The 23,391-nt window shown below is 56.3% G+C and carries 18 protein-coding genes; 6 read left to right on the forward strand and 12 right to left on the reverse strand.

The annotated features are described in order from the left end of the window. Position 1: 1 nt before the first annotated feature. The 11 genes from cysI to LNA76_RS17825 form a co-directional block, all read right to left on the reverse strand. Positions 2-1,711 carry an assimilatory sulfite reductase (NADPH) hemoprotein subunit gene (gene cysI / locus LNA76_RS17775; protein WP_108728309.1) on the reverse strand — a complete coding sequence of 570 codons (1,710 nt, stop codon included), beginning with the start codon at positions 1,709-1,711 and terminating at the stop codon, positions 2-4. 11 nt (positions 1,712-1,722) lie between these two features. Further along, positions 1,723-3,555 carry an assimilatory sulfite reductase (NADPH) flavoprotein subunit gene (locus LNA76_RS17780; RefSeq protein ID WP_230019562.1) on the reverse strand — a complete coding sequence of 611 codons (1,833 nt, stop codon included), beginning with the start codon at positions 3,553-3,555 and terminating at the stop codon, positions 1,723-1,725. A 154-nt stretch (positions 3,556-3,709) separates the two neighbouring features. After that, a complete protein-coding gene (locus LNA76_RS17785) occupies positions 3,710-5,374 on the reverse strand; it encodes an AMP-binding protein (protein ID WP_108728311.1) in 1,665 nt (554 codons plus the stop codon). A gap of 23 nt (positions 5,375-5,397) precedes the next feature. Further along, positions 5,398-5,970 carry a chalcone isomerase family protein gene (locus LNA76_RS17790; protein WP_108728312.1) on the reverse strand — a complete coding sequence of 191 codons (573 nt, stop codon included), beginning with the start codon at positions 5,968-5,970 and terminating at the stop codon, positions 5,398-5,400. Between the two features lie 19 nt (positions 5,971-5,989). Continuing rightward, on the reverse strand, positions 5,990-6,508 hold the full coding sequence (locus tag LNA76_RS17795) for a DUF4442 domain-containing protein (RefSeq protein WP_094198163.1): 519 nt from the start codon (positions 6,506-6,508) through the stop codon (positions 5,990-5,992). A 9-nt stretch (positions 6,509-6,517) separates the two neighbouring features. Next, positions 6,518-7,843, reverse strand: a complete 1,326-nt coding sequence (locus LNA76_RS17800) for an OmpP1/FadL family transporter (protein WP_108728313.1) — start codon at positions 7,841-7,843, stop codon at positions 6,518-6,520. 125 nt (positions 7,844-7,968) lie between these two features. Next, a complete protein-coding gene (locus LNA76_RS17805; protein WP_230019563.1) occupies positions 7,969-9,912 on the reverse strand; it encodes a 3-hydroxyacyl-CoA dehydrogenase NAD-binding domain-containing protein in 1,944 nt (647 codons plus the stop codon). Then, positions 9,909-11,204, reverse strand: coding sequence for an acetyl-CoA C-acetyltransferase (locus LNA76_RS17810; RefSeq protein ID WP_230019564.1), 1,296 nt, complete (start codon positions 11,202-11,204; stop codon positions 9,909-9,911). The genes LNA76_RS17805 and LNA76_RS17810 overlap by 4 nt, the downstream gene beginning before the upstream one ends. Then, positions 11,201-13,546, reverse strand: a complete 2,346-nt coding sequence (locus tag LNA76_RS17815; RefSeq protein ID WP_108728316.1) for an acyl-CoA dehydrogenase — start codon at positions 13,544-13,546, stop codon at positions 11,201-11,203. Before LNA76_RS17815 ends, LNA76_RS17810 begins: the two co-directional genes overlap by 4 nt. 197 nt (positions 13,547-13,743) lie before the next feature. Continuing rightward, positions 13,744-14,397, reverse strand: a complete 654-nt coding sequence (locus LNA76_RS17820; protein ID WP_094198158.1) for a TetR/AcrR family transcriptional regulator — start codon at positions 14,395-14,397, stop codon at positions 13,744-13,746. 106 nt (positions 14,398-14,503) lie between these two features. Continuing rightward, positions 14,504-15,931 (reverse strand): NAD-dependent succinate-semialdehyde dehydrogenase, encoded by a 1,428-nt coding sequence (locus LNA76_RS17825; protein ID WP_230019565.1) that lies wholly within the window; start codon positions 15,929-15,931, stop codon positions 14,504-14,506. Between the two features lie 202 nt (positions 15,932-16,133). Here LNA76_RS17825 and LNA76_RS17830 point away from each other — a divergent pair, with 202 nt between their 5' ends. Further along, complete coding sequence (locus LNA76_RS17830) at positions 16,134-17,036, forward strand: MurR/RpiR family transcriptional regulator (RefSeq protein WP_230019566.1); 903 nt, start codon at positions 16,134-16,136, stop codon at positions 17,034-17,036. On the opposite strand, the gene LNA76_RS17835 is transcribed toward LNA76_RS17830, so the two are convergent. Further along, on the reverse strand, positions 17,033-17,866 hold the full coding sequence (locus LNA76_RS17835; protein ID WP_094198155.1) for an HAD-IIA family hydrolase: 834 nt from the start codon (positions 17,864-17,866) through the stop codon (positions 17,033-17,035). The genes LNA76_RS17830 and LNA76_RS17835 overlap by 4 nt on opposite strands. A 223-nt stretch (positions 17,867-18,089) precedes the next feature. Between LNA76_RS17835 and LNA76_RS17840 the strand changes: the two genes are divergently transcribed. The 5 genes from LNA76_RS17840 (at position 18,090) to LNA76_RS17860 (ending at position 23,363) form a co-directional block, all read left to right on the forward strand. Next, positions 18,090-19,028: a phosphate/phosphite/phosphonate ABC transporter substrate-binding protein gene (locus LNA76_RS17840; RefSeq protein ID WP_094198154.1), complete on the forward strand. Its 939-nt coding sequence runs from the start codon at positions 18,090-18,092 to the stop codon at positions 19,026-19,028. A 5-nt stretch (positions 19,029-19,033) separates the two neighbouring features. Beyond that, positions 19,034-19,900: a phosphonate ABC transporter ATP-binding protein gene (locus LNA76_RS17845; protein ID WP_230019567.1), complete on the forward strand. Its 867-nt coding sequence runs from the start codon at positions 19,034-19,036 to the stop codon at positions 19,898-19,900. Continuing rightward, positions 19,897-20,901, forward strand: coding sequence for a phosphonate ABC transporter, permease protein PhnE (gene phnE / locus LNA76_RS17850; protein WP_108728319.1), 1,005 nt, complete (start codon positions 19,897-19,899; stop codon positions 20,899-20,901). Before LNA76_RS17845 ends, phnE begins: the two co-directional genes overlap by 4 nt. Positions 20,902-20,983: 82 nt before the next feature. Beyond that, complete coding sequence (locus tag LNA76_RS17855) at positions 20,984-21,163, forward strand: hypothetical protein (RefSeq protein ID WP_230019568.1); 180 nt, start codon at positions 20,984-20,986, stop codon at positions 21,161-21,163. A 31-nt stretch (positions 21,164-21,194) separates the two neighbouring features. Beyond that, positions 21,195-23,363, forward strand: coding sequence for a phosphocholine-specific phospholipase C (locus tag LNA76_RS17860; RefSeq protein ID WP_230019569.1), 2,169 nt, complete (start codon positions 21,195-21,197; stop codon positions 23,361-23,363). The last annotated feature ends 28 nt before the right edge of the window (positions 23,364-23,391 follow it).

Here is a 23,391-nt window from a genome sequence, read left to right on the forward strand (position 1 = left end):
ATCAGGCCGGTTGTAAAACCAAAGGAATCAAGCGGCTTGACGGCTCGGCAACGACGCCAGCGCGAACCAGGAAATCACCAAAATGTTCGCCTTCCAGACGCTCGGCAGCGAAGCGGCCAAACAGCTCGTCCAGAATGCTTAGAATCTCAGGTTCATCAATATTCTGGCGATAGATCACGTTCAGGCGTTCGCCGCTGAAGTTCGCCCCCAAACGCAAGTCATAGCGACCCAGGGCACGGCCCACCAGAGCGATTTCACCCAGGTAAGGACGGGCGCAGCCGTTGGGGCAGCCGGAAATACGCAGCACAATGCGTTCGTCACGCAGTTGATACTTGTCCAGCAAGGTTTCCAGCTTGGGCAGCAGGATGGGGGCGTAGCGTTCGCTCTCGGCCATGGCCAGACCGCAAGTTGGCAGAGAAACACAGGCAATCGTGCTGCTGCGTATGCCGCTTTGTGTCTGGTACACATCCAGCTTGTGATCGGCGACCAGCTTGTCGATCTTGGCCTTATCTTCTTCAGGCACATCGGCAATGATCAGGTTCTGGTTGCAGGTCAGGCGGAACTGCCCTTGGTGAATCTTGGCAATTTCACGCATACCCGTCAGCCAGGGACCGACTTCGGTATCCATGATGCGGCCCGAATCGATACGCAGGCTCAGGTGCCAGCGGCCATTGCTGCCTTGGGTCCAGCCGAAGCGGTCGCCATTGTGGTCAAAGTGATAGGGGCGCGAAGGCTCCAGCGTTTGGCCACTGCGGTTTTGCACTTCTTCCAGGAACCAGTCCACACCCAACTTATCCACGGTGTATTTCAGGCGGGCATGACGGCGTTCGTCGCGGTTGCCGTGGTCGCGTTGCGTGGTGATAACGGCTTCGCAAACGGCCAGCAGTTGCTCGGGGCGCACAAAGCCGATCACACTGCCCAGTCGCGGGTAGGTGGTGTCGTCGCCATGAGTGGCACCCATGCCGCCGCCAATGGCGACGTTAAAGCCCAGCAACTGATTGTTTTCAATAATCGCGATCAGGCCGATGTCCTGCGCAAATACGTCCACATCATTTAAGGGAGGCACGGCAATACCGATCTTGAATTTGCGGGGTAGGTACGTTTTGCCGTAAATCGGTTCAAAGTCTTCGCCATCAATGGCGTCTTCGACTTTTTTGCCGTCCAGCCAGATCTCGGCATAGGCGCGGGTTTTGGGCAAGAAGGTTTCGGAAATCTTGTCAGCCCACTCTTGAACCAGACCGTGCTGCTCGGACAGCAAGGGATTGGTGGCGCTGACCACCTGACGGTTCACGTCGCCGCAGGTAGCCAATGTCGTGGACATGGCCTTGTTAATGGCTTGCAGGGTGGGTTTTAAAAAGGGCTTGCGCACGCCGTGCCATTGAAAGGTCTGACGGGTGGTGATGCGCAGGCCAAACTGGGCCCAGTCACAGGCGATCTGGTCAAAGGCCAACCACTGGGCGGGCGTGACCACACCACCGGGCAAGCGGGCGCGAATCATGAAGCTGAACGCCGGTTCCAGCTTTTGTTTGCGACGCTCTTCGCGTTGGTCTCGGTCGTCTTGCTGATAGCTGCCGTGAAACTTCAGCAGCTTGTTGTCGTCTTCGCTGATGGCGCCGGTAATGGGGTCGGCCAGACCTTCGGTGATGCCCCCGCGCAGATAGCGGCTATCAATTTTGACTTGCTCGATAGCGGCGATTTTCTTAGTTGTCATGTTCTTGCTTCTCAGTAAACGTCGCGGGCGTAGCGGCCCTGCGCCGAGAGTTCTTCCAACCAGCGTCGTGCCTGGTCTGCGTCCAATCCACCTTCCTGGCGGGCGATTTCCTGCAGGGTCTGGTGTACGTCCTTGGCCATTTGATTGGCATCACCGCATACATAAATGTGGGCGCCGCCCTGAATCCAGGCGTAAACATCGGCTGCTTTTTCCAGCAAGCGGTGCTGGACGTAAACCTTGTTTTCCTGATCGCGCGAGAAGGCCAGATCCAGGTGTTGCAACTGGCCGTCCTGCAAGGCGCGTTGCCATTCGGTCTGGTAGAGGAAGTCGGAGTGAAAGTGCGGGTTGCCAAAGAACAGCCAGTTGCGACCTTCGCCACCCTGAACGCTGCGCTCTTGTACAAAGGCACGGAAGGGGGCCACGCCGGTGCCGGGACCAATCATGATCACGTCACGGTTGCTGTCTTCAGGCAGGCGGAAACGTGAGTTGGGGTCGATAAACACCGGCACGGTATCGCCTTCGTTCAGGCGGGCCAGATAGTCGGAAGCCACGCCCCAACGATCTTGTTCATTGAACTGGTAGTGCACATTGGCCACGGTCAGATGCACTTCTTCATCTACCTCGGACTGGCTGGAGGCGATGGAGTACATGCGGGGTGCCAGGGGGCGCAAGGCTTGCACCAGCTCGGCAGCGCTCCAGGTGGCCGGGAAGCGTTCCAGTACGTCCAGCACTTGATGAGTCTTTAGCAGCTCTTGCAAGGTGCTCAAACCATCCGGACCTACAGCGGTTTGCAGCACGGCATCGTTGTTGCGCTTGGCCAGTTCCACCAGGAAAGGCTTGGTCAGTTGTGTCAGCTCACGGTAGTGGCTAAGCCACGCTTGCAGCGTATGCGACTTGTCCTGAATGGTGACGGTCTCTTGTGGGTCCAGTTTCAAAGTCTGAATGACCGCGTCGACCAGCTTGGCATTTTGAGTAGGCCAAACACCGAGTGCATCACCGGGCTGATACTTCAGGCCACTGCCTTCCAGCGACAACTCGTAGTGATAGATATTGCGGGTGCTATCACGGCCCGTAATGCTTTGGCTTTGCAGTACGGTGGCCTGAAAGGGATTGTCGCGAGTGAAGGTGCTGCGAGCCTGGGTTTCCAGCACTGTAACGTTGCTGGACTGGGCGGCAGGAACTGTTGCCGCAGCGTGAGCCTGGTGATCCGTTTCCAGAAAACCGAAGGCCTTGTCCTGCCAGGGGGCGGCAACGGTATCAATATCCAGATCGGCCAGGCCTGCGTCCAGAATGCGTTCCGCCCCCAGAGCCAGCAGACGTTGATCAATCTTTTCCGCGATCCCACAGAACAGGGGGTAGCTGGAATCACCCAAGCCCAACACACCGAATTTCAGCTCGGGCAGTTTGGGAGCACGGGCACCGGACAGGAATTCGAAGAACGCGATGGAGTCGTCTGGCGGATCGCCTTCACCCTGGGTGCTGATAATGACGTACAGCAGACGCTCTTCTTTCAGCTCGCGCGTGGGGTAACGGTCGGCGCGCAGCAGGCGCACGGGGATACCGGCGGCTTCGCAGCGTTGGGCAAAGGCTTCGGCGACGCGTTGGGCATTGCCTGTCTGACTGCCAAACACAATGGTGGCAGGTCGTTGGGCGGGCGCAGCGGCGGCGGGCACCAAAGACAGTTCAGGGGAAACAGGCGCTTGAGCGGGAAGGCCGGTGTGGCGTACTTGAGCGACACCGGCGAGATAGCCGGATAGCCAGTTCAGGGAAAGCGGATCGAGCTCGTCGGTAATGTGGGCAATCGCGGTGCGATTGGCCTCCGAGAGGCGGGACAGGGCGTGCATTCTGACACTCGCTTATATCAATAGTTTGTCCCATTCTAAAGAGCGGTATCAGGGCGACGAACGATCCGATTCTTATTTGTTTATGAATACGTCGGTTAATGAAAAAGGGGCATAAGCCCCTTTCATCCTGGTCTAAGCGTGTGCACCAGACGTGCTACGGACGCAGCTCCCGACGCAGGATTTTGCCCACATTGGTACGCGGCAAATCGTCGCGGAATTCGACACTGCGTGGGGCCTTGTAGCCGGTCAGGTTCTTGCGGCAAAAGGCGATCACGTCTTGTTCTGTCAGGTCAGGATTACGGCTGATGACATACAGTTTGACGACTTCACCTGCTTTTTCATCGGGAACACCGACGGCAGCGGCCTCGACGATATCCGGATGCTGGGCGGCCACGGCTTCGACTTCATTGGGATAGACGTTAAAGCCCGAGACCAAAATCATGTCCTTTTTGCGATCCAGCAGGAAGACATAGCCTTGCTCGTCCATATAGCCGATATCGCCCGTGCGTAAAAAGCCATCGCGATCAAAAACCTTGGCGGTTTCATCGGGGCGCTGCCAGTAACCCGGGGTGACTTGCGGACCACGAATGCACAACTCGCCCGTCTCGCCCAGGGGCAAGTCGTTCTGGTCTTCGTCGCGTATGCGTATGTCGGTCGATGGAATGGGCAGACCAATGGAGCCGGTGAACTCTTGTTTATCCAGCGGATTGATGGTGGCGGCGGGGGAGGTCTCAGTCAGACCATACGCCTGGGCCAAAGGTTTGCCTGTGGCCTCCAGCCAGCGCTGGGCGACCACTTCCTGCACCGCCATGCCGCCGCCCAGTGTAAAGCGCAGGGAGGAGAAATCCAGCTTACGGAATTCGGCATTGTTCAGCATGGCATTGAACAAGGTGTTCACCCCGGTAATGGCGGTAAACCGTATTTTGGACATGTCCTTGATCATGGCCGGAATGTCGCGAGCATTGATGATCAGCAGGTTTTCTGCGCCCAGGCGCAGGAATACCAGCAGGTTCGCGGTGAAGGCGAAGATATGGTAGAGCGGCAAAGCAGTGACAATGCAGTCGATCTGGCCTTCTTTCAGATTGGGGCGAATCCAGGCCAGAGCCTGGCTCAGGTTTGAGACCAGATTGCCGTGGGTCAGGATGGCCCCTTTGGCCACGCCCGTGGTGCCCCCCGTGTATTGCAGGCAGGCAATGTCATCGTGGGTCAGTGTGACGGGAGCAGGTGCGCGGCCGCGCCCTTGTGCCAGCACCGTCTTGAACGAGACGGAGTTAGGCAAGGACCAGGCAGGCACGCCTTTTTTAATGTGGCGCACCACCTGATTGACCAGCCAGCCTTTGAAGCCACCCAGGCAATCGCCCACGCTGGTCACAATGATTCGCTTGATAGGTGTTTCGTGTAAAACCTCTTGCAGCACGTGGGCAAAATTTTCCGCAATGATGATGGTTTCAGCACCGCTGTCTTGCAACTGGTGACGCAGCTCACGGGCGGTATACAGCGGGTTGGTGTTGATGATGGTGGCCCCACTGCGCAACACCCCATACAGGCTGATGGGGTATTGCAGCATATTGGGCATCATCAAGGCGATGCGGTCGCCTTTTTTCACGCCTTGGCTTTGCAGCCAACTGGCCAGGGCTAAGGCATTGGCCGACAGTTCGCGGTAGCTCATGCGTTTACCCATACTGATGTAGGCCGTGCGCTGTGCGAACTCGGTGCAACTTTGTTCAAATACATCCAGCAAGGACGAGTACTGCTGGGCCTGATCTTCGATAGTGGCAGGAATACCGGCGGGGTAGTTCTGCAGCCAGACTTTATCCATGAAGCGCTCCAGGGCGAGTAGGTTCAAGACAATCCCAGCAGGGCCTTTTTGAGCGATTCTTGGGCAGGTTTTTTGCCTAACCAGATTTTCAACAAAGCAGGGGGCAGATTAGGGTGGGAGAGCTGACCTAAAACCTTGTCGTTAAACAGAATCGTGACCTGGGGGGTATTCATGTCCAGCACGATGATGTCGCCTTCTTTGGCTTGGCCAACTTGCCGCATCAAGTCTTCAAATTGCTTGATAACGGGGGCCAATTCCTGTTTTTCTGGATCTGTCAGGTTGCTGTGAATGCCGTCTTTCAGGGCATCGATCAGGGTTTGGGCGTCCAGGTCGCGTTTAAGAACCATCCGTACTTGATGCGGGCCGGGAGCCTGGATGATGGTGTCGGCATCCTGGGAAGGAGACGCGGTATATAGGGCGGCAACGTACACATTAAAAACAACTTTCTTACGCAGGCCTGCCCCATTCAGTTTCAGGCTTTGCTGCTGGACGGTGACCATGTCTGGTACGGTGACATTTGCAACAGTAGCCGCCTGAGCGGCGGTTAGCCCTAGGGACAGACTTAAAATCAGGGCGGCACAGCGGGGGGTGAACATGAAGCGATCCTCCGACAAATTAGCGTGATTGTGATTTCTGCTGGTAGAAGTGGGCGTCGGCAATATAGATGGTGCGTTCCACCGTGGTGTAGATCTGGCCTTCAGGGTCCTGGATCTGCACGGTAAATGTGGCTTCAGCCTCGTGGTATTGGTCTAGCTGTCCTCGTATGGCGTCCAGTTCGTCTGGATTGATTTGAAAGTTGGCATACAGTGTCTGGTAGCCTGGACGGCGATACTGAATCTCTGCATTCTTGTCCCAGACAATGACATGACGTTGCAAGCCAGCCAGAAGCATCGTGGCGTGCACGCCGTCGGTGATGGCAAACAGGGAACCACCAAATAAAGAACCATTGATGTTGCGAGTGCGTCGACGCAATGGCAGGCGTACGACGATGTGTTGCAAGTTCGCTGAAACTTTGTGGACCCGCCCGCCGGTTGCCCGGAAGGCGGGGTGCCAGTTAAAGCCCAGCTGCAAAAAGCGGGCACGCCATGCGGGGGGCAGGCGTGCGAGCAGCTCCATGCGGCGACTGCGGGCCATAATGCATCCTTAGAAGCGATAGCTGAACTGCACGCCCAGAATGTCACCACTGTTTTTGTAGGTACCGCGTGTCAAACCACGAGCGCCGACATCGGTGTTGTTGTTCATATCGGTGTTTTTCAGGAACAAGTGGGTGTAGCCGATGTCCCACGTGGCGTTTTTGCTGGGACGGTATTGGGCACCCAGGGAAACCCAGTAACGGTCGCTGTCAGGCAGGGCGGTTGGACGGTAGTTCTTGTCGCGTACGGGCGATTGGTCCCACGCTACACCACCCTTGAACGTCCATTGTTCGTTGTAGTGGTAGTTGGCACCGAAGGCGACACGCCAAGCGTCCTTGAATTTCAACTCCAGGCCGGAATCTTTGGCGCCGGGGCCGCTGTTTTCAATGGTCAGGCGTGGAATGCTGCTCCAGCCTGTCCAGGACACGTCGGCCAGCAGTTGCCAGCGCGAGTTCAAGTCGTGTACCAAGCTGACAATGGCGGTGTCAGGTAGCTTGATGGTGGCTTCGGCATCCCAGTTGATGTTGGGAGCGGGAATGCCGGCAGGGATGTTGCGATTGCGCAATTTGGTATCGCCGTCAGCCGTGACCTTGATTTGCGAGCGATAGGAGACGCCCAGTCGAGTGCTGGGGGTAATTTGATAGAGCAAACCAGCGTTCCAGCCCCAAGCATCGCCTTTCATCTTGACGCGGGTGCTCATGTCCAGTGGGCCCAGTGCGGGATGGTAACCAACGGGTGTTGCCAGACGATAGTCTGCGTCGATGTGCAGCCAGTTCACACCCACACCGAAGGACAGCTGATCGTTGACCTTGTAGGCTACCGACGGGTTGACGTTGATGGTTTCAATGGCGAACTTTTCGGAGTGGTAACGGCCAACCCAGCCTTCGTCGTATTCAGTCGTCAGACCAAACGGGACGCCAATACCCAAACCCACCCACCATTTGGGCGAGAGCTGGTGGGAGAGATAAATATTGGGAACAGCGGCGACTTTACCGGCGTCACCACCCGAACCGCCGGTGGCGGGACGGCTGGCGCCACCCGTCAGGGCCAGGGGGTCGGTACTGCCTTTATCGGTGAACTTGAACGTAGGTTTGATCGCGTTAAAACCTGCCGAGAAGTTCGTCTCGGGCAACAAGGTCATGCCAGCCGGGTTGAAGTAGATCGTGCTGGCATTGTCACCAATGGCGGCCGAGCCCGCGTAGGCATTACCCAGGCCGCTCGCATTCTGTTCTAGCAAGTTAAAACCAGCCGCTTGGGCTTGACCCATTCCCATGCTCATTCCCAGAGGAATCAGCAAGGCGGGGATGGTACGCAAAGCTACAACCGTCTTTTTCATGTCTCTTCTCCAAGGTATAGGTGCGACGTCTGACAGAGGCTTGGGACAGGTTTTAAAACACCTGTTTGTTTTCTATGGTGCATGACCTAGGCCAATCGGCGTATAGGTGTTTGTGCCAATTCGAACTAATTGCGTTGTTTTTGTGTTGCTTTGTAGTGCAGAGGACCTCCCCTGAATGGGGCAAAGCCGGTACCGAAAATGACACCTGCATCGGCCAGATCGTCGTCCTCCACAACACCAATGCGAACCTGGTGTTCGGTCTGCTCGACCAGCGGTTTGATCAAGCGGTCTGCCAGACCGTTTGGAACCGTTCCCGCAGGAGATTTCTGTGCTTTACCCTCTTTCCAGGTATAAAAACCTTGGCCGGTTTTTCGACCCAGTTCCTGACGGTCCAAATGGGTTTTCAGGCAAGCGGGCATGGCCGCCTGCTGGCTAAGTTGGGCACCGGCATCACGGGCAATATCCAGGCCTACGGTGTCGGCCAACTCAAGCGGGCCCATCGGCATGCCGAACTGCAACATAGCTTTGTCCACGGTGGCCGGATCCAGCCCTTCGTCCACGCAGCGCATGGCTTCCAACATATAGGGAGCCAGGACGGCATTAACCAGAAAACCAGGGCTGTCTTTAACGGGCAAGGGCAGTTTGCCAATCTGATTCACAAAGGCATAGGCGGCGCTGCGTACGTCCGGAGCCAGCAGTTCACTTTCCACCACTTCAACCAATGGCATACGAGATACCGGGTTAAAGAAGTGAATCCCTACCAGCCGTTCCGGATTGATCAGATTCAGGCTGAGCTCGGACAGGGGCAGGCTGGAGGTATTGCTTGCCAGCACAGCACCGGGTTTTAGCAGGGGCTCAATGCGGGTGTACAGGCTGCGCTTGGCATCAGCGTTCTCAAAGATCGCTTCCAGAACCAGATCTGCAGAAGGGATGCCGTGGCCGTCTGGGTCTGGAATCAAGCGATCCAGGGAGGCCTGTACCAGCCTGCGGTCTTTGAGACGACGCTGGAACAGCTTGGCAGCACGGCCTTGAGCCTGGGCGATGCGTTTGCGGTCCTGGTCTTGCAAGGTCACACGTATGCCTTTCAGTGCACATACGGCCGCAATATCGCCTCCCATGACGCCTGCACCGACTACATGGATATGGCTGATCTCTTGAGTCGATGAATGTTTGCCTATGCTTTTTAGTCGTTCTTGCAGATGGAAGACACGCAGCAGATTAGCGGCGGTGTTGGAACGGGTAATTTGCTCGATCAGCTCGGGAGCCTTCAAGGCATTGCCGTTGTGCTTCTCCCAGATTTCCAAAATGGCACGTGGGGCCTGATAGTGCTGATAGGGATCGCGCTTTTCTAGCTGCTTGCGTACTTGGCCCGCTACCAGGGGGCGTAACAGCTTGCTGTTCATCAGGCGTGGCAGACCTTTGGCACGACGTGGTTTTTTGCCACTCAGTACTTGTTTGACGGCGGCTTGTTTGGCCAGACGCACGGGAACGCAGGCATCGACCATACCCAGGCGAGCAGCCTTGCGGGCATCTACGCTCTTGCCACTGAGCATCAAGTCCATGGCAGCGGCAGGGCCTATATATTCAGGCAGGCGCAACATGCCACCCCAGCCGGGGAAAATACCCAACATCACTTCGGGCAGAGCCAGCCGTGTGTCGTCTTGATCCACGGTCAGGCAATAGCGGCAGGCCAGGGCCAGTTCCAGCCCACCGCCCAGGCAGTGCCCTTGTACCAGGGCCAGCGTGGGGTAGCTTTGCTTGGCCAGCTTGTTGAAAACGGTCCAGCCGCGTGTGACTAGTGCCAGCCCTTTTTCCGGGTTGTTGCCGTGTTCGGAGAACTCATCGATATCGGCACCGGCAATAAAACCGGCCGCTTTGCCGGAGTAAATAATCAGTGCTTTAGGAGGATGGCTGTTCAGGTAGTCCAGCGTCTGATTCAGTTCCTGCAGGACGGCTGCCGAGAGCCGGTTGACCGAGCTGCCCACGCAATCGATTTTCAGCCAGGCAATGTGCTGATCGTCCGTGTACAGCGTGAAGTTTTGCAAATCCAAGGTAGCGACGGGCATCATGATTCAGTTCCTTGCAGCGATTCGATCAGCATGGCGCCGCCTTGACCGCCGCCAATACAAATAGCGGCCATGCCCAGACGCAAGTTGCGACGACGCAGGGCATTCAAGCAATGCAGCACAATTCGGGCACCGGAGGCACCCACCGGATGACCAATTGCAATAGCGCCACCGTCCACATTGAGCTTGTCCATATCCAGCAGTCCCAAAGCATCACGGCCCAGGTGTTGTTGGCACCACTGCTGATCGTCCCATGCAGCACGACATGCTAGTACCTGTGCTGCAAAAGCCTCGTTGATCTCCCACAAGTCCGGGCCATTTAGGGCCAGGCGGTTGCGCTCCAAAATAGGCGTCGCAGCAAAAACAGGGCCCAGGCCCATGGTGGCCGGGTCCAGCCCAGCCCATTGCGCATCCACAATGCGGCCAATGGGTTTGAGCTGATGTTCTTTGACGGCTGCTTCACTGGCCAGAATCAACAAGGCCGCACCGTCAGTTACCTGAGAGCTGTTACCGGCTGTGATGTTGCCCCAGGGCGGGTCAAAGACCGGGCGCAGCTTGGCTAGTTTTTCGGGCGTGGAGTCTTCGCGCACGCCATCATCTTGCGGGTAGTTATTGCCGCGCGTGTCGCTCAACGGCACGATTTCTTCAAACGCGTTTTCTTGTTGTGCGCGTAGCGTCAGACGATGGCTACGGGCTGCAAACTCGTCCATATCCTGACGGGTAATACCAAATTCATGCGCCAGATTTTCAGCGGTCTGGCCCATGGACAACCCAACCACGGGGTCGGTCAGCCCTTTGAGCAGGCCGATGACAGGTTTCAAGTAGGACAGACGCAAACTGCGTAGGGCTTTCAGGCGGGCGCCGACACTACGGGCTTTGCCCCAGGTGGCTAGCCAGTGCACCATGTCATCGCTGAACAAGATGGGGGCATGGGACAGCGCATCAACGCCACCGGCCAGCACCAGATCCGAACGGCCAGTTTGAATGGCCTGTACGCCAGAATCCAGAGCCTGCATGCCCGAGGCGCAGTTTCGCATGACCGTCCAGCCGGGCACTTTGTGACCTGTGCCCAGACGCAGACCCAGAATCCGGCCGATATTGGTTTCATCGGGCGAGGGGGCGGCGCAACCCAGAATGACCTCGCTGAGTTGCGGGGCCCCAAAGGGTTGGCGCAGCAGCAGCTCGCGCCCAGTTTGCACGGCCAGATCTCCAGCGGAGAAAGGGCCGGGCGCATTACGCGCTTTCAGAAACGGGCTGCGTGCGCCGTCAATAATATAGACCGGTTGAAAACTCATACTTGGCTCCCACTGGCGGCTTCAGCGGCAGGATTTTCCCGACGCAGATCGAAGGGGAAATCATCCACGGCAATAACGCGGTCGCGCACGATATCGCGGGCCTGGATTTGTTCATATTCCTGGGCGGTGATGCCACCGGCCTGGAAGACGGCTTCGGCCAGATCGCGCACGTTGGCTTTGGGGTTGTCCTGCAATTGACCACTTTTCTCGAACTGACGGATTTTGGCGTCAATATCACGAGTGTTCAGCGTCGCCAGCAAGGCGGCTTCAATCGCACCGACGGGTTCCATATCGTCGTCAGGCAAGTAAGTGTCGTAGGTCAGGCGATCACGAGTGGCACCGGGTTTGGTCAACAGTTTGGCAACGGTGTGATCCAGTTTGTCATCGGGACCCAGACGGCGCTGGCCCAGAGGGAAGACCAGGAAGCGCAGCACGGCCGCCAAAGGACGGTTCGGGAAGTTTTCCAGCACCTTGTCCAGGGCGTGTTGAGCGCGCATCAGGGCGTCTTGAGCCGCCCAGTGAGCCAAAGGAGCATCTTCTTGTTGACGACCTTCGTCCTGATAGCGTTTGAGCACGGCACTTAGCATGTACAGCTCGGACAGCACATCCCCCAGACGCGAGGACAGACGCTCACGCATTTTCAGGGATCCTCCCAGCACCAGCATGGACGCGTCGGCCAGCAAGGAGAAGGCGGCGCTGTAACGGCTGGCCTGGCTGTAGTAGGTGTGCATGGCCTTGGCGGTGCCGGTAGGGCCACTTAGCAAGCGCCAGCCACCCAGGCCCAGCCAGAAGGAACGGCCCGTGTTAGCCAGGGTGTAGCGAATGTGTGCCCAAAATGCCTGATCAAACTTACGCAAACCGGCTTCACGATCAGGATCCAGCGCGGCTGTCATTTCTTCCAGAATGAAAGGATGGCAACGGATCGCGCCTTGACCAAAGATGATCAGGCTACGCGTCAGAATATTGGCGCCTTCCACTGTAATACCGACGGGGATCTGTTGATAAGCCCGGCCCAGAAAGTTGGAGGGGCCAAGACAAATACCTTTACCGCCAATCACGTCCATACCGTCGTTCACCACAATACGACCACGTTCGGTGACGTGATATTTGACGATGGCCGAGACCACGGAAGGTTTCTCGCCCAGGTCCACGGCAGCAGCCGTCATGGTGCGGGCGGCATCCATGGCATAGGTATGGCCAGCAATGCGAGCCAGTGCTTCTTCCACTCCTTCAAACTTGCTGATGGCGCTGCGGAACTGGGTACGCACAGCGGAGTAACCACCCACGGCGCGGCTGGTCAGTTTGGCCATGCCGGTAAAGGAGGAGGGTAGGGAGATGGAGCGGCCGGCAGCTAGACATTCCATCAACATGCGCCAGCCTTGGCCAGCCATGTCGGGACCACCAATAATGAATTCCAGCGGCATGAACACGTCTTTGCCACGGGTGGGGCCGTTCATGAACATGGCATTCAAGGGGAAGTGACGGCGACCGGTATCGACACCAGGGTGGTCGCTAGGGACCAGGGCGCAGGTAATGCCAATGTCTTTTTCGCCACCCAGCAAACCGTCCGGGTCATAGAGGCGGAAGGCCAGACCCAGCAAGGTGCACACCGGAGCCAGCGTGATATAGCGCTTGTCCCAGGTGACGCGCATGCCCAGCACTTCCTGACCTTCCCATTCGCCTTTGCAAACAATACCTACGTCAGGAATGGAGGCGGCATCGGAACCGGCCCAAGGGCTGGTCAGTGCGAAAGCGGGAATGTCACGGCCATCGGCCAGACGGGGCAGGTAGTGTTGCTTTTGTTCGTCGGTGCCGTAGTGCAGCAGCAGTTCAGCCGGGCCTAGCGAGTTGGGCACCATCACCGATACGGACAAAGCCGAGTTGCGGGTGGAGAGCTTGGCCACGACTGCCGAGTGCGCTTGCGCCGAAAAACCGCGACCGCCGTATTCCTTGGGAATAATCAGGCTGAAGAAGCGGTTTTCTTTCAGGTAATTCCAGACCTCGACAGGCATGTCGAAGTCTTCCTGGCTGACTTGCCAGTCGTCAATCATGGCGCAAGCCACATTGACTTCATTGTCCATGAACTGGCGCTCTTCATCGGTCAGCCGGTAGGCTGGATAAGAGCTCAGGGTATTCCAGTTGGGTTTGCCGCGAAACAGTTCACTTTCCCACCAGACCGTACCCGCTTCCAGCGCATCGCGCTCGGTTTGGGACATGGCAGGCAAAACACTGGAAAAAGCGCGGTAGATTGGGCGGCTTAACCACTTGGTGCGTAGATTCCGGTTTTTGAGAACGTAGACGCAGCCAAGCACTAGCACTATCAATAGCAAGGTCACAAACATGGCAACTCCGGACTAGCTAAGAAAAGAAAAAAATGCCCCCACGCTGCGCCTTCGGCTTGCTGCCCCCCAAGGGGGAGCTTTTTGCCTTGGGGCGGCCCGGCGGTAAAAAATACCCCCACGCTGCACCTTCGACTTGCTGCCCTTAAAAGAGGGGCGTGGTTCACCTTGGTGTAGCTTGGTGGTCAGGACCGTTCAGCTCAGGTGCTGGCGGGTAAAGGCGCTCGTAATCCACCCAGCAGGAAACTCATCAGACGCTGTTGCAGTTGTTGCTCACTTTCGGGGCTGTCGCTAAGGGGTAATTGCAAGGCCCGACGTAGTGATTGGGTGCCCATCAAGGCGTAAGAGGTGGCACCCAGCATGAAATGAAATCGCCAGATGATTTCTTCTTCGGGCACGGTGGGCAGGGCTTCGTGCAAAGCCTGCTTGAAAGGCAGGAAGATGGCGACTTGCTCGTCCCAACAAATGGATTGGATGAAGTCTTGCGGTGCCGGGCGGTCTTGCCCGGGCAAAGGAATAAACGAGCGTGGTGTGCCATTGCCAGAACCCGCCAAGCGGATTAGTGGCCCAAAAAAGGCATCTACTACCTGTGATGCTTTCAACGGACCCTCACCGGCTTGTTGGCGATAAAAAGCCAGCTTTTCCAGGCGTTCTTGATTGATACTGTTCAAGCGGCGCTGAAATACGGCCTGTGTCAGTCCGTCTTTACTGCCAAAGTGGTAATTAACAGCCGACAGGTTTACCTTGGCCTGCGCCGTAATCTGGCGCATGGAGGTATTTTCGTGACCATACAGCGCGAACAGATGTTCGGCTGCATCGAGAATGGCGGACTGTGTCCTATCAGAGCGTTTCACCGTTATTTCCTAATTTCAAACGAGTGTTTGAATAATGTAGCGGGAATAGGCGGTTAGTACAGTAGGGGTTCACCCTAGCCCTGCAAAGCAGGGCCAGGAGCCAGCTTTAGATTTGAGTCACAAATTTGGTGACTAAATATCCGTCAAAGGTTTCCGCACCGCCTTCGCTGCCAATACCACTGTCCTTGACGCCACCAAACGGCGTTTCGGGCAGGGAACTGCCAAAGTGGTTGATATTGACCATACCGGATTCCAGCTCGGTGCCCAGTCGATGCGCGTCTTGCAAGGATTGCGTAAAGGCATAGGCCGACAAACCAAAAGGCAGGCTGTTGGCGCGGGCGATGGCATCGTCCAGGTCGCTGTAGCGAGTCAGGGGGGCGATAGGGCCGAAAGGCTCCTCGGTCATGACCAGCGCATCGTCTGGCAAATCCGTCAGTACAGTGGGCGAGAAAAAGAAACCGTCGCGCTTGATCTGCTCACCACCCAACAGCACTTTGCCGCCCAGAGAGCGGGCATTGTCGACAAACTTTTGCATCATGGGGATGCGGCGCTCGTGAGCCAAGGGGCCCATTTGCGTATCCGGGTCCAGTCCATCACCCACTTTGACATTGGCCAGCTCTTGGGTGAAGCGATCCACAAACGCGGTGTAAATATCGTCGTGGATGTAAAAGCGCGTGGGCGAAATGCAAACCTGTCCCGCGTTACGGATCTTGAAACGAGCCAACTGACGGGCGGCGCGGGCTACATCGGCATCGGGCAGGACCAGCACGGGAGAATGACCGCCCAATTCCATGGTGATGCGTTTCATATGAGCACCGGCCAGTGCAGCCAGTTGTTTGCCTACTGGTACAGAGCCGGTAAAGGAGACTTTGCGCACGATGGGCGAACGGATCAGGTAGTCCGAGACCTCGTGTGGCACACCCCACACAATATTCAGCACGCCTGGCGGCAGACCGGCGTCGTGGAAGGCTTGAGCAATGGCCATGACTGCGCTGGGGGAGTCCTCGGGGCCTTTGAGAATGATCGTGCAACCTGCACCAATTGCCGCGCAGATTTTACGAATGGCTTGGTTATAGGGGAAGTTCCATGGCGTAAAGGCGGCGCAAACCCCAATGGGTTCGCGCAAGACCAGTTGTTGCACTTTGGGGTTGCGTGCGGGAATAACGCGACCATAGATGCGACGGCATTCTTCGGCGTGCCAGTCTGCATGATCGGCGCAGGACATGATTTCACCCACGGCCTCGGCCAGCGGTTTGCCTTGGTCCAGCGTCAGGTTACGGCCAATTTCCTGGGCGCGTTCGCGGGATAGTTCCGCCACCTTGCGCAAGATCGCGCTGCGATCCATGGGCGAGCTATGACGCCAGCTTTGGAACGCGGCTTGAGCGGTATGCAGAGCCGCATCCAGATCTGCCTGGGATGCCAGGGGCAGTTGGCCCAAGGTACTGCCATCGGCTGGGTTGATGACGGCTTGGGTCTGACGACCTTGCCCGTCCAGGAATTGGCCATTGATATAGAGGGCCAGATGTTGATACATGTGCTTTTCTCCAGAGTAGACTGTGCAGATCGAATGCAGCGCACCGAAGGGACAGGGCCGGTCGCGAGGGCCTGATGAGCATTGGCCGTTTATGCGGCCTATGCTCCCATTGTCATGTCGGCTCGTTAAAATGGCAGGATCATCCTGTATGGCCGTCTTTGACTCATAGTAAAACTCTCCTGTCTGAAATCCAATTCCTGTCATGGTCACCACGAAACGTACACGCCGTATCTCACCGGAGGCAGAGTCTCCTCGCAGCACTCCTCAGGCCATGCTGGCGCGCATTCGGAGTTTGTTACCGACCATGGGGGCGGCCTCACAGCGCATTGGTGAATTTGTCATTAACTATCCGGCAGATGTGGTCCACATGTCGGTCAGTGAAGTGGCTGAGCGCACGCAATGCAGTGAGGGAAGCGTAGTTGGATTTTGCAAACTGCTGGGTGCAACAGGTTTTCAGCAATTGAAAATCTCGCTGGCCCAGCAAATTGTGCAACCCGTCCAGTACATACACGAGGATCTGGAGTCGGGTGACTCAATCGATCAGGTTGTGAGCAAGATCTTTCACAGCAATATTCAAACCTTGCAAGAGACAGAGTCGGTACTCGATCCGGCTGCCTTGGCCAAGGCGGTTGCGTTGATCCGTCAGGCGCAGCGTATTGAAATTTACGGTATTGGTAGTTCGTCGGTGATTGCGCACGATGCCCACTACCGGATGTTGCGTATTGGTTTGCAGGCAACAGCGGTCACGGATTCACATGTACAGGCTATCAGCGCTTCGCTGACCGGGCCGCAGGTGGTTGTGCTGACAATTTCTCATTCGGGCAGTACACATGAAACCGTACTGGCCACTCGTCTGGCTAAAGAGGCGGGCGCCAGCACGATATGTATTACCAATTTTGGCAAGTCTCCGATTCAAGGCTATGCCGATGTCGTCTTGCATACCATGTCTCGCGAAACCCATTTTCGCACCGAGGCGATGACCAGTCGTTTGGCTCAACTGGCTATTATTGATACCTTGATCGCCTGCCTGGCCTTAGCTGACTATGATAAATCGGTGCAGACTTTGCGCAGCACCTTTGAAGTGCTATCCAACAAGCGTTATTAACCTTGGCTGACTTCGTGGAGATGACGTCGCACGGGGATGTTTCGGAGCATCAAGGCGCCTACGTCTGGCGCGTCGGCTTGTGAGGATGGGCCGACCAGTAGATAGCCTAATCCGAGGCTGACTGCACCCAAGGCATCTGTGGCGGCATTGTCCCCGATAACGGTCACATGCTCATTGTGCAAGCCCAGACGTTGCAAGCCTTCCCTAAATAGCATCGATTGCGGTTTACCCAGAATTTCCGCTTGCGCCCCAGGTATGCAGGCTAATACCGCCTGTAATAGTGCGCCTGTTTCCGGGGTGAGTAGACCTTGCGGGCCAGGGTGGGTCAGGTCAGCATTGCTGACCAGAAGCGTGGCGCCTTGGCTGAGTTCACGGATGACTTGCTGCAAAGTGTCATAGCTGAAATGGCGATCTCGCGTCAGCAGAACAATGTCGGCATTTCGCTCTACCAGAGTCAAACCCAGCTCCATGGCCAGTGCCCGCAGCGCTTGAGAGGCGCACAGCATAAGCGGGTTGTGTGGGTAGCGGCAGGCAATGTGATGTATGGCTTGTTCTCCTGCCAGCACCAAGTTGGCCGGTGGCACTGGTAACCCCAATGCTTGCAGTTGGGGGGCCAGCGTTTGTGCGGTATGGGTAGAGTTGTTGGAAACCACGATATACCGACCCTCCCAGTAATGTAGTAATTCCTTGGCGCCGGGTAGTACTTCATCGCCACGGATGAGTGTGCCATCTAAATCCAGAATCAAACCTAGGGACTGAGAGAGCCATGATGCATCCGATGGAGCATCGGGTTGGGAGCTGGGTGGCGCAGCAGAGAGCAAGGAGGTCATAAACGAGATACAGAGTGTCAAAAAAGGACCGCGTCGAACTGGCCGCAATGCCGGCTCTGCGCGCTGGAATGGCTCAAATTCTAACTGAACATTATTCAAAAATCATTTTTGTTGTTTTGAGCTATTTTCATTTTTTTGTCATATAAGGCAGCTAATCTTCGTTTCGATGTCAGACAAGTACCCATGTCATGACGCACACCTTTTCACGACAAGGATTATCGAAATGAAGACGCACCGCTTTCATCTTTCCGCATTGGCCCTGGCTTTCATGCTGACTCCGTTCGCTGCTGCACAGGCACAGGCATTGGCGGATGGTTCACAACAGCACCCCTTGCGCGTGTTGTTGATCCCTGCTGATGGCGGTACAGAGTCCGGTACCAAGGCAGACTACCAACCCATCTTCAACGCGATCACAAGCAGCACGGGTCTGCATTTTGATTTGACGGTTGGGCAGTCCTATGGAGCTGTGGTGGAAGGGATGTGCAACCAATTGGCTGAAGTTGCCTTTCTGGGACCTGTCTCTTATGTGCAGGCACATGACCGGGGTTGCGCTCAGTTGTTAGCGGTGGGTGTGCAAAAGGGGCAGTCTTCCTATTACGCCGCCATGTTTGCCCCGAAAGAATCCTCTGTGACCTCTTTGAAGGACCTGAAAGGTAAACGTGCCGCATTTGGTGATGTCAATTCGGCATCCAGTTTCACGTTTCAGATGGCTTCTATGATTAACGATGGCATGAATCCCGCCCAGGATTTGGCCGAGTTGCATTTGACCGGTAGCCATGCCAGCAGTTTGGCTGCTTTGGTGCAAGGGCAGGTCGATGCAGCCGCCTTGTCTTTTGACTCTTTTGACAAAGCTGTTCGCCAAGGCGCTGTTGATCCTCAATCGGTCAAGGTTATCTTCAAGAGCGAGCCAATTCCTTATCCCCCGCTGGCGATGAACACCAAACTGCCTGAGGGGCTGAAAAAGACCTTGAAAGAAGCATTCTCGACGGTTCATCAAGCTCCAGGCGTGACTCCAGACATGGTGCGTGGCTATGGCGGTGCCAAATTGGATCGCTACGACACGGCATTCTCGGAAGAGCAGTTCAGTGGCCCCGCATCCAAGATGTCATTGCTCACTGACGAGGTCAAAGGCGAGATTCTGGCCAAGGCTGCACAGCGGTGAGTGTGATGAACGAGATCGCTGCCATGTTGCGTTTTGAATCTGTGGGGATGCGATATCCCGATGGCACGACTGCGCTCAAATCGGTGTCTTTGAGTGTGCCTCGAGGACAGTTCTGTGTGCTGCTGGGGGCCTCTGGAGCAGGCAAGTCGACCTTGTTACGTATGGCTAATGGGCTCACTGTTCCTACGCAGGGGGCAGTTTGGGTCGATGGCCAGCGTGTGCAGCGCAGCAGCTTGAAAGCGGTGCGACCTGGAATTGGGATGGTGCATCAGCACTTTAATTTGGTCTCGCGTGCCACCGTCGCGACGAACGTGCTGTCAGGAGCCTTGCCCGGTTTGCCTGCGTGGCGAGCGTTTTTGATGCAGTTTCCAGCCTCACTGCGCGAGCGGGCTTGCCGCTTGGTGCGTGAGGTCGGACTACAGCCGGAGCATTTGCATCGGCGCGTCAGTGAACTGTCGGGCGGGCAGCAGCAGCGGGTTGGTATCGCCCGTGCATTCATGCTGGAGCCTGCGGTGCTGCTGGCTGATGAACCGGTGGCCAGCTTGGACCCGCGCATCAGCCGTGACATTTTGAGTTTGTTGCGTAGCCAGGCGCGTGATCGGGCGGCGACTGTTCTGTGCAGTTTGCATCAGGTAGAGCTGGCCCGTGAGTTTGCGGATCGGATTGTGGCGGTGCGCCAGGGTGTTGTGGTTTTTGATGGGCCAGCCAGTGCATTCGATGAGGCCGCAGCCACAGCCTTGTACCAGGCCGGGACGCCAGGAAGTCCCGTGGAGGCATGGTCTGGGGCGGTCATGACGCCTGGCCGTGCCACTGCATCGCCAGGCGGTTCGACGGTCAGACCGGGCACTGTGTTGGTGGAGGGCGTGTCATGAATAAGCCTGAAAGTGCAGCCGCTTGGCATTTGGATCCTCCTTACGGTGTGCGGGCCGTTTTGATAGCGATCGTGGTGCTTATTGCGCTGTTGTATACCGGCAAGCGGGTAGAGATGGATCGTATGGCGGCATTGAGTGCAGATGGGGTCTTGGCGACGGTTGGTATTAAGGATCAGTCGCAGGTGACTTCGGGTCTGAGCGCCTTGGCAGACAACATGTTTCCCTTGCAGGTGTCATATCGCACTCAAGTGAGCCGTATCGAAGGTTTTGACCCGCAGAAACTCCCTTTGTTTGCCTATGTGGAAACGGTTGATGTGGTCGAGCAATCGTTGAACCCGCATACCTTGCAGATGGAAGAAGAGGTCTATACGCAGACTTACTTGGTTGAACCGTTGGGGTATGTGTGGCGGGTAGCCGTCAAGATGGTTGAAACCTTCGAGATCGCCATTTGGGCCACCCTGTTAGCCATGGTGGGGAGTGCGCCATTGGCCTATTGGAGTGCGCGCAATTACACACCGCATCGCGTGTTTTATGTCACAGCACGGGCCTTGGTCAGCCTATTTAGAGCCATGCCAGAGCTGATCTCCGCCTTGTTTCTGGTGCTGGCGTATGGCTTTGGCCCGATTGCTGGTGTCTTGGCATTGGCCATCCACTCCATGGGGTTTCTGGGTAAGTTCTATGCCGAGGATATCGAGACTGCTGATGTGAAGCCACAAGAGGCGCTGACGGCGATCGGCGCGGGCAAGTTGCGGGTTTTGGCGTATGCCGTATTGCCTCAGGTAATGCCTAAATTTACTGGCTACACCCTCTATATCCTGGATCGTAACGTCCGGATGGCGACGGTGGTGGGTTTGGTCGGTGCGGGCGGTATTGGGCAAGAGCTGAAAGGACGCTATGACATGTATCAATACGCCCACGTCGGGACCATTCTCGTCGTGATCTTTATCACTGTTTTTTTGTTGGATCAGGTAGCGGCCCGCTTGCGTCAGCGCCTGAGCTAAGTAGCGGCATCCCGTAAGGGCTGCCGTTCTATCAAGTCCCTGCCGGTTCTGCCGGCCCTGTTTTCCCGATCTGGAGTGATTCATGACCTCGTACCTTGTACTGGGCCGTAGCGTTGTTGCGGCTATTGCCCTGAGTTTGACACTGGCTGCCTGTGGCGGTGGCTCTGATACGGATTCCTCTGCTACCCCGCCCCCTGGTGGCGGTGGCGATATTGAACAACCCGAGGTTCCCGAGACACCGCAGTTGCGCTGCGCTCCTTGATGACGTTTTTCTTTTTTGAGTGATTAGCACCATGACCAAGATTCTGCCCCCAGACGATGCTGGTATCGAACTGTCCCAGCCGAGCCGACGTAAGTTTTTCCGGGCTTCTGCTCAGACTGCTGGCGCTTTGTCGGCGATGGCAATGTTGCCCGCTTCCATTCGACGCGCTTTGGCTATTCCAGCGACGGTGGATACAGGAACGATTAAGGACGTCAAGCATGTTGTCATTTTGATGCAGGAGAACCGTTCGTTCGACCACTACTTCGGCACGATGAAAGGGGTTCGTGGCTTTGGCGATCGTTTCCCGATTCCTTTGGAGTCGGGTAAATCCGTTTGGCATGAGTCTGACGGTACGAAGGAAGTGCTGCCTTACCATTTGAACTCGGCCACGATGAACGCTTTGTTTGTTCCTGGCACGCCTCACAACATGCCAGATGCCCAGGCGGCCTGGGGGCAAGGCAAGTTTGGTTTGTGGCCCAAGTACAAAAAAGCGTACTCGATGGGGTATTACAAACGAGACGATATCCCCTTCCAGTACGCGCTGGCCGAATCGTTCACCATGTGTGATGCAAACTTCTGTTCGATTGCAACTGGTACAGATCCCAACCGGATTATTTTCTGGTCTGGCTCTAATTACGATCCCAAACTCGGCCGCATGGGGGTCAATTGCACAGACTCCGATTCGGAACCCGTTAACCTGCGCTGTTGGGTCAAAGGGGCCTTACCGACACCGGGCTATACCTATCAAGGCTCGGCTTTTACCTGGAAAACCCTGCCTGATGTCTTGCAGGACGCGGGTGTGAGCTGGCGTATTTATCAGGATCCGAACAATAACTGGACGGGTGCTATGCACGGAGGTCTGGCCTTTGAGTCATTCCGTGAGTCCAAGCCCGGTGAGCCTTTGTATGAGCAGGGCATGAGCAATCACAGCTTGGAGGACCTCAAGCAAGATGTGCTGGATGCGACCTTGCCTGCGGTGTCCTGGATCCTGCCCTGGCCCTCGGTGTCTGAGCACCCCAGTGGTGGTGGTAGCCCAGCCCAAGGTGCGGACTATATTTCGCAGGTACTCGATGCCTTGACGGCGAACCCGGAAGTCTGGAGTAAGACAGCCTTCATCATTACGTTTGATGAGAATGATGGCTTGTTCGATCATTTGCCTCCCCCTGCTGTCCCTTCTTATGACGTCGATGGCAAGTTGATGGGTAAATCGACGGTCTCGCTTGACGGTGAGTATTTCTCCGACCCTGCTCGTAAGTATTTGAAGGCCGATGACACCATCAGTGGCAATTTGCGCCCTTGGGGTTTGGGCCCACGCGTGCCGATGTACGTTATTTCCCCCTGGAGTCGTGGCGGCTGGGTCAATTCCGAGGTGTTTGACCATACCTCTGTGGCCCAGTTTCTGGAAAAACGTTTCGATATCACCGTTGATGCCGTTAGCCCTTGGCATCGCGCAGTGTGTGGGGATTTGACCTCGGCCTTTGACTTTGCCAGCCCGAATGATCCTTCCTTCCCGACCTTGCCTGACATGAGCGACTACAAGGCGATGGAAGTACAGCAAAAGACGATGCCTCGCGCTGAACCTCCTGCGACACCGCAGCCTTTGTATCAGGAAGCCGGTGTTCGTTATTCACGTGCCTTGCCCTATGAATTGCATACCAGTGCGCGAGTAGACAAGAAAGGTTCTGTCGAGCTGCTGTTTAGCAATACCGGGCAAGCAGGGGCTGTTTTCCATGTTTATGACAAGAAGCATCTGGACTTGATCCCACGTCGCTACACCGTCGAGGCTGGAAAATTATTGTCGGATACCTGGGATGTCACACAGGACAACGGGGATTACGAGTTCTGGGTGTACAGCACGAATGGGTTTGTGCGCACATTTGTGGGCAATACCGAGACAGGTGTATCGCTGGAAGTGCAGGTCTGTTACGAGCCGACTGCAGGTGATGTCTATTTGAAACTGTTCAATCAGGGTGATCGTGCTCAGAAGGCGACGGTGCTGTCGAACATGTATCGCACAGATGGTCCATGGGATCTGCTTGTGGAGCCCGGACAGGTGACTGAGCAGCGTTGGTCGGTGAAAGACAGTGGGAACTGGTACGACTTTTCGGTGCAGGCCGAAGGCTTTGAGCGCCGTTTTGCCGGTCGTATGGAAACGGGCAAGCATGGCGTCAGCGATCCTGCTATGGCGGTGCAACTGTAAGGTCTAACGAGACAGGCCCGGAGTTTTG

The organism is Alcaligenes sp. MMA (assembly GCF_020907215.1).
In the GTDB taxonomy this organism is placed as follows: Bacteria; Pseudomonadota; Gammaproteobacteria; order Burkholderiales; family Burkholderiaceae_B; genus Alcaligenes; species Alcaligenes aquatilis.

Coding starts and splice junctions, on each gene's coding strand:
- cysI (WP_108728309.1), bottom strand. CDS start 1,711: ATGACAACTAAGAAAATCGCCGCTATCGAGCAAGTCAAAATTGATAGC.
- LNA76_RS17780 (WP_230019562.1), bottom strand. CDS start 3,555: ATGCACGCCCTGTCCCGCCTCTCGGAGGCCAATCGCACCGCGATTGCC.
- LNA76_RS17785 (WP_108728311.1), bottom strand. CDS start 5,374: ATGGATAAAGTCTGGCTGCAGAACTACCCCGCCGGTATTCCTGCCACT.
- LNA76_RS17790 (WP_108728312.1), bottom strand. CDS start 5,970: ATGTTCACCCCCCGCTGTGCCGCCCTGATTTTAAGTCTGTCCCTAGGG.
- LNA76_RS17795 (WP_094198163.1), bottom strand. CDS start 6,508: ATGGCCCGCAGTCGCCGCATGGAGCTGCTCGCACGCCTGCCCCCCGCA.
- LNA76_RS17800 (WP_108728313.1), bottom strand. CDS start 7,843: ATGAAAAAGACGGTTGTAGCTTTGCGTACCATCCCCGCCTTGCTGATT.
- LNA76_RS17805 (WP_230019563.1), bottom strand. CDS start 9,912: ATGATGCCCGTCGCTACCTTGGATTTGCAAAACTTCACGCTGTACACG.
- LNA76_RS17810 (WP_230019564.1), bottom strand. CDS start 11,204: ATGAGTTTTCAACCGGTCTATATTATTGACGGCGCACGCAGCCCGTTT.
- LNA76_RS17815 (WP_108728316.1), bottom strand. CDS start 13,546: ATGTTTGTGACCTTGCTATTGATAGTGCTAGTGCTTGGCTGCGTCTAC.
- LNA76_RS17825 (WP_230019565.1), bottom strand. CDS start 15,931: ATGTATCAACATCTGGCCCTCTATATCAATGGCCAATTCCTGGACGGG.
- LNA76_RS17830 (WP_230019566.1), top strand. CDS start 16,134: ATGGTCACCACGAAACGTACACGCCGTATCTCACCGGAGGCAGAGTCT.
- LNA76_RS17835 (WP_094198155.1), bottom strand. CDS start 17,866: ATGACCTCCTTGCTCTCTGCTGCGCCACCCAGCTCCCAACCCGATGCT.
- LNA76_RS17840 (WP_094198154.1), top strand. CDS start 18,090: ATGAAGACGCACCGCTTTCATCTTTCCGCATTGGCCCTGGCTTTCATG.
- LNA76_RS17845 (WP_230019567.1), top strand. CDS start 19,034: ATGAACGAGATCGCTGCCATGTTGCGTTTTGAATCTGTGGGGATGCGA.
- phnE (WP_108728319.1), top strand. CDS start 19,897: ATGAATAAGCCTGAAAGTGCAGCCGCTTGGCATTTGGATCCTCCTTAC.
- LNA76_RS17855 (WP_230019568.1), top strand. CDS start 20,984: ATGACCTCGTACCTTGTACTGGGCCGTAGCGTTGTTGCGGCTATTGCC.
- LNA76_RS17860 (WP_230019569.1), top strand. CDS start 21,195: ATGACCAAGATTCTGCCCCCAGACGATGCTGGTATCGAACTGTCCCAG.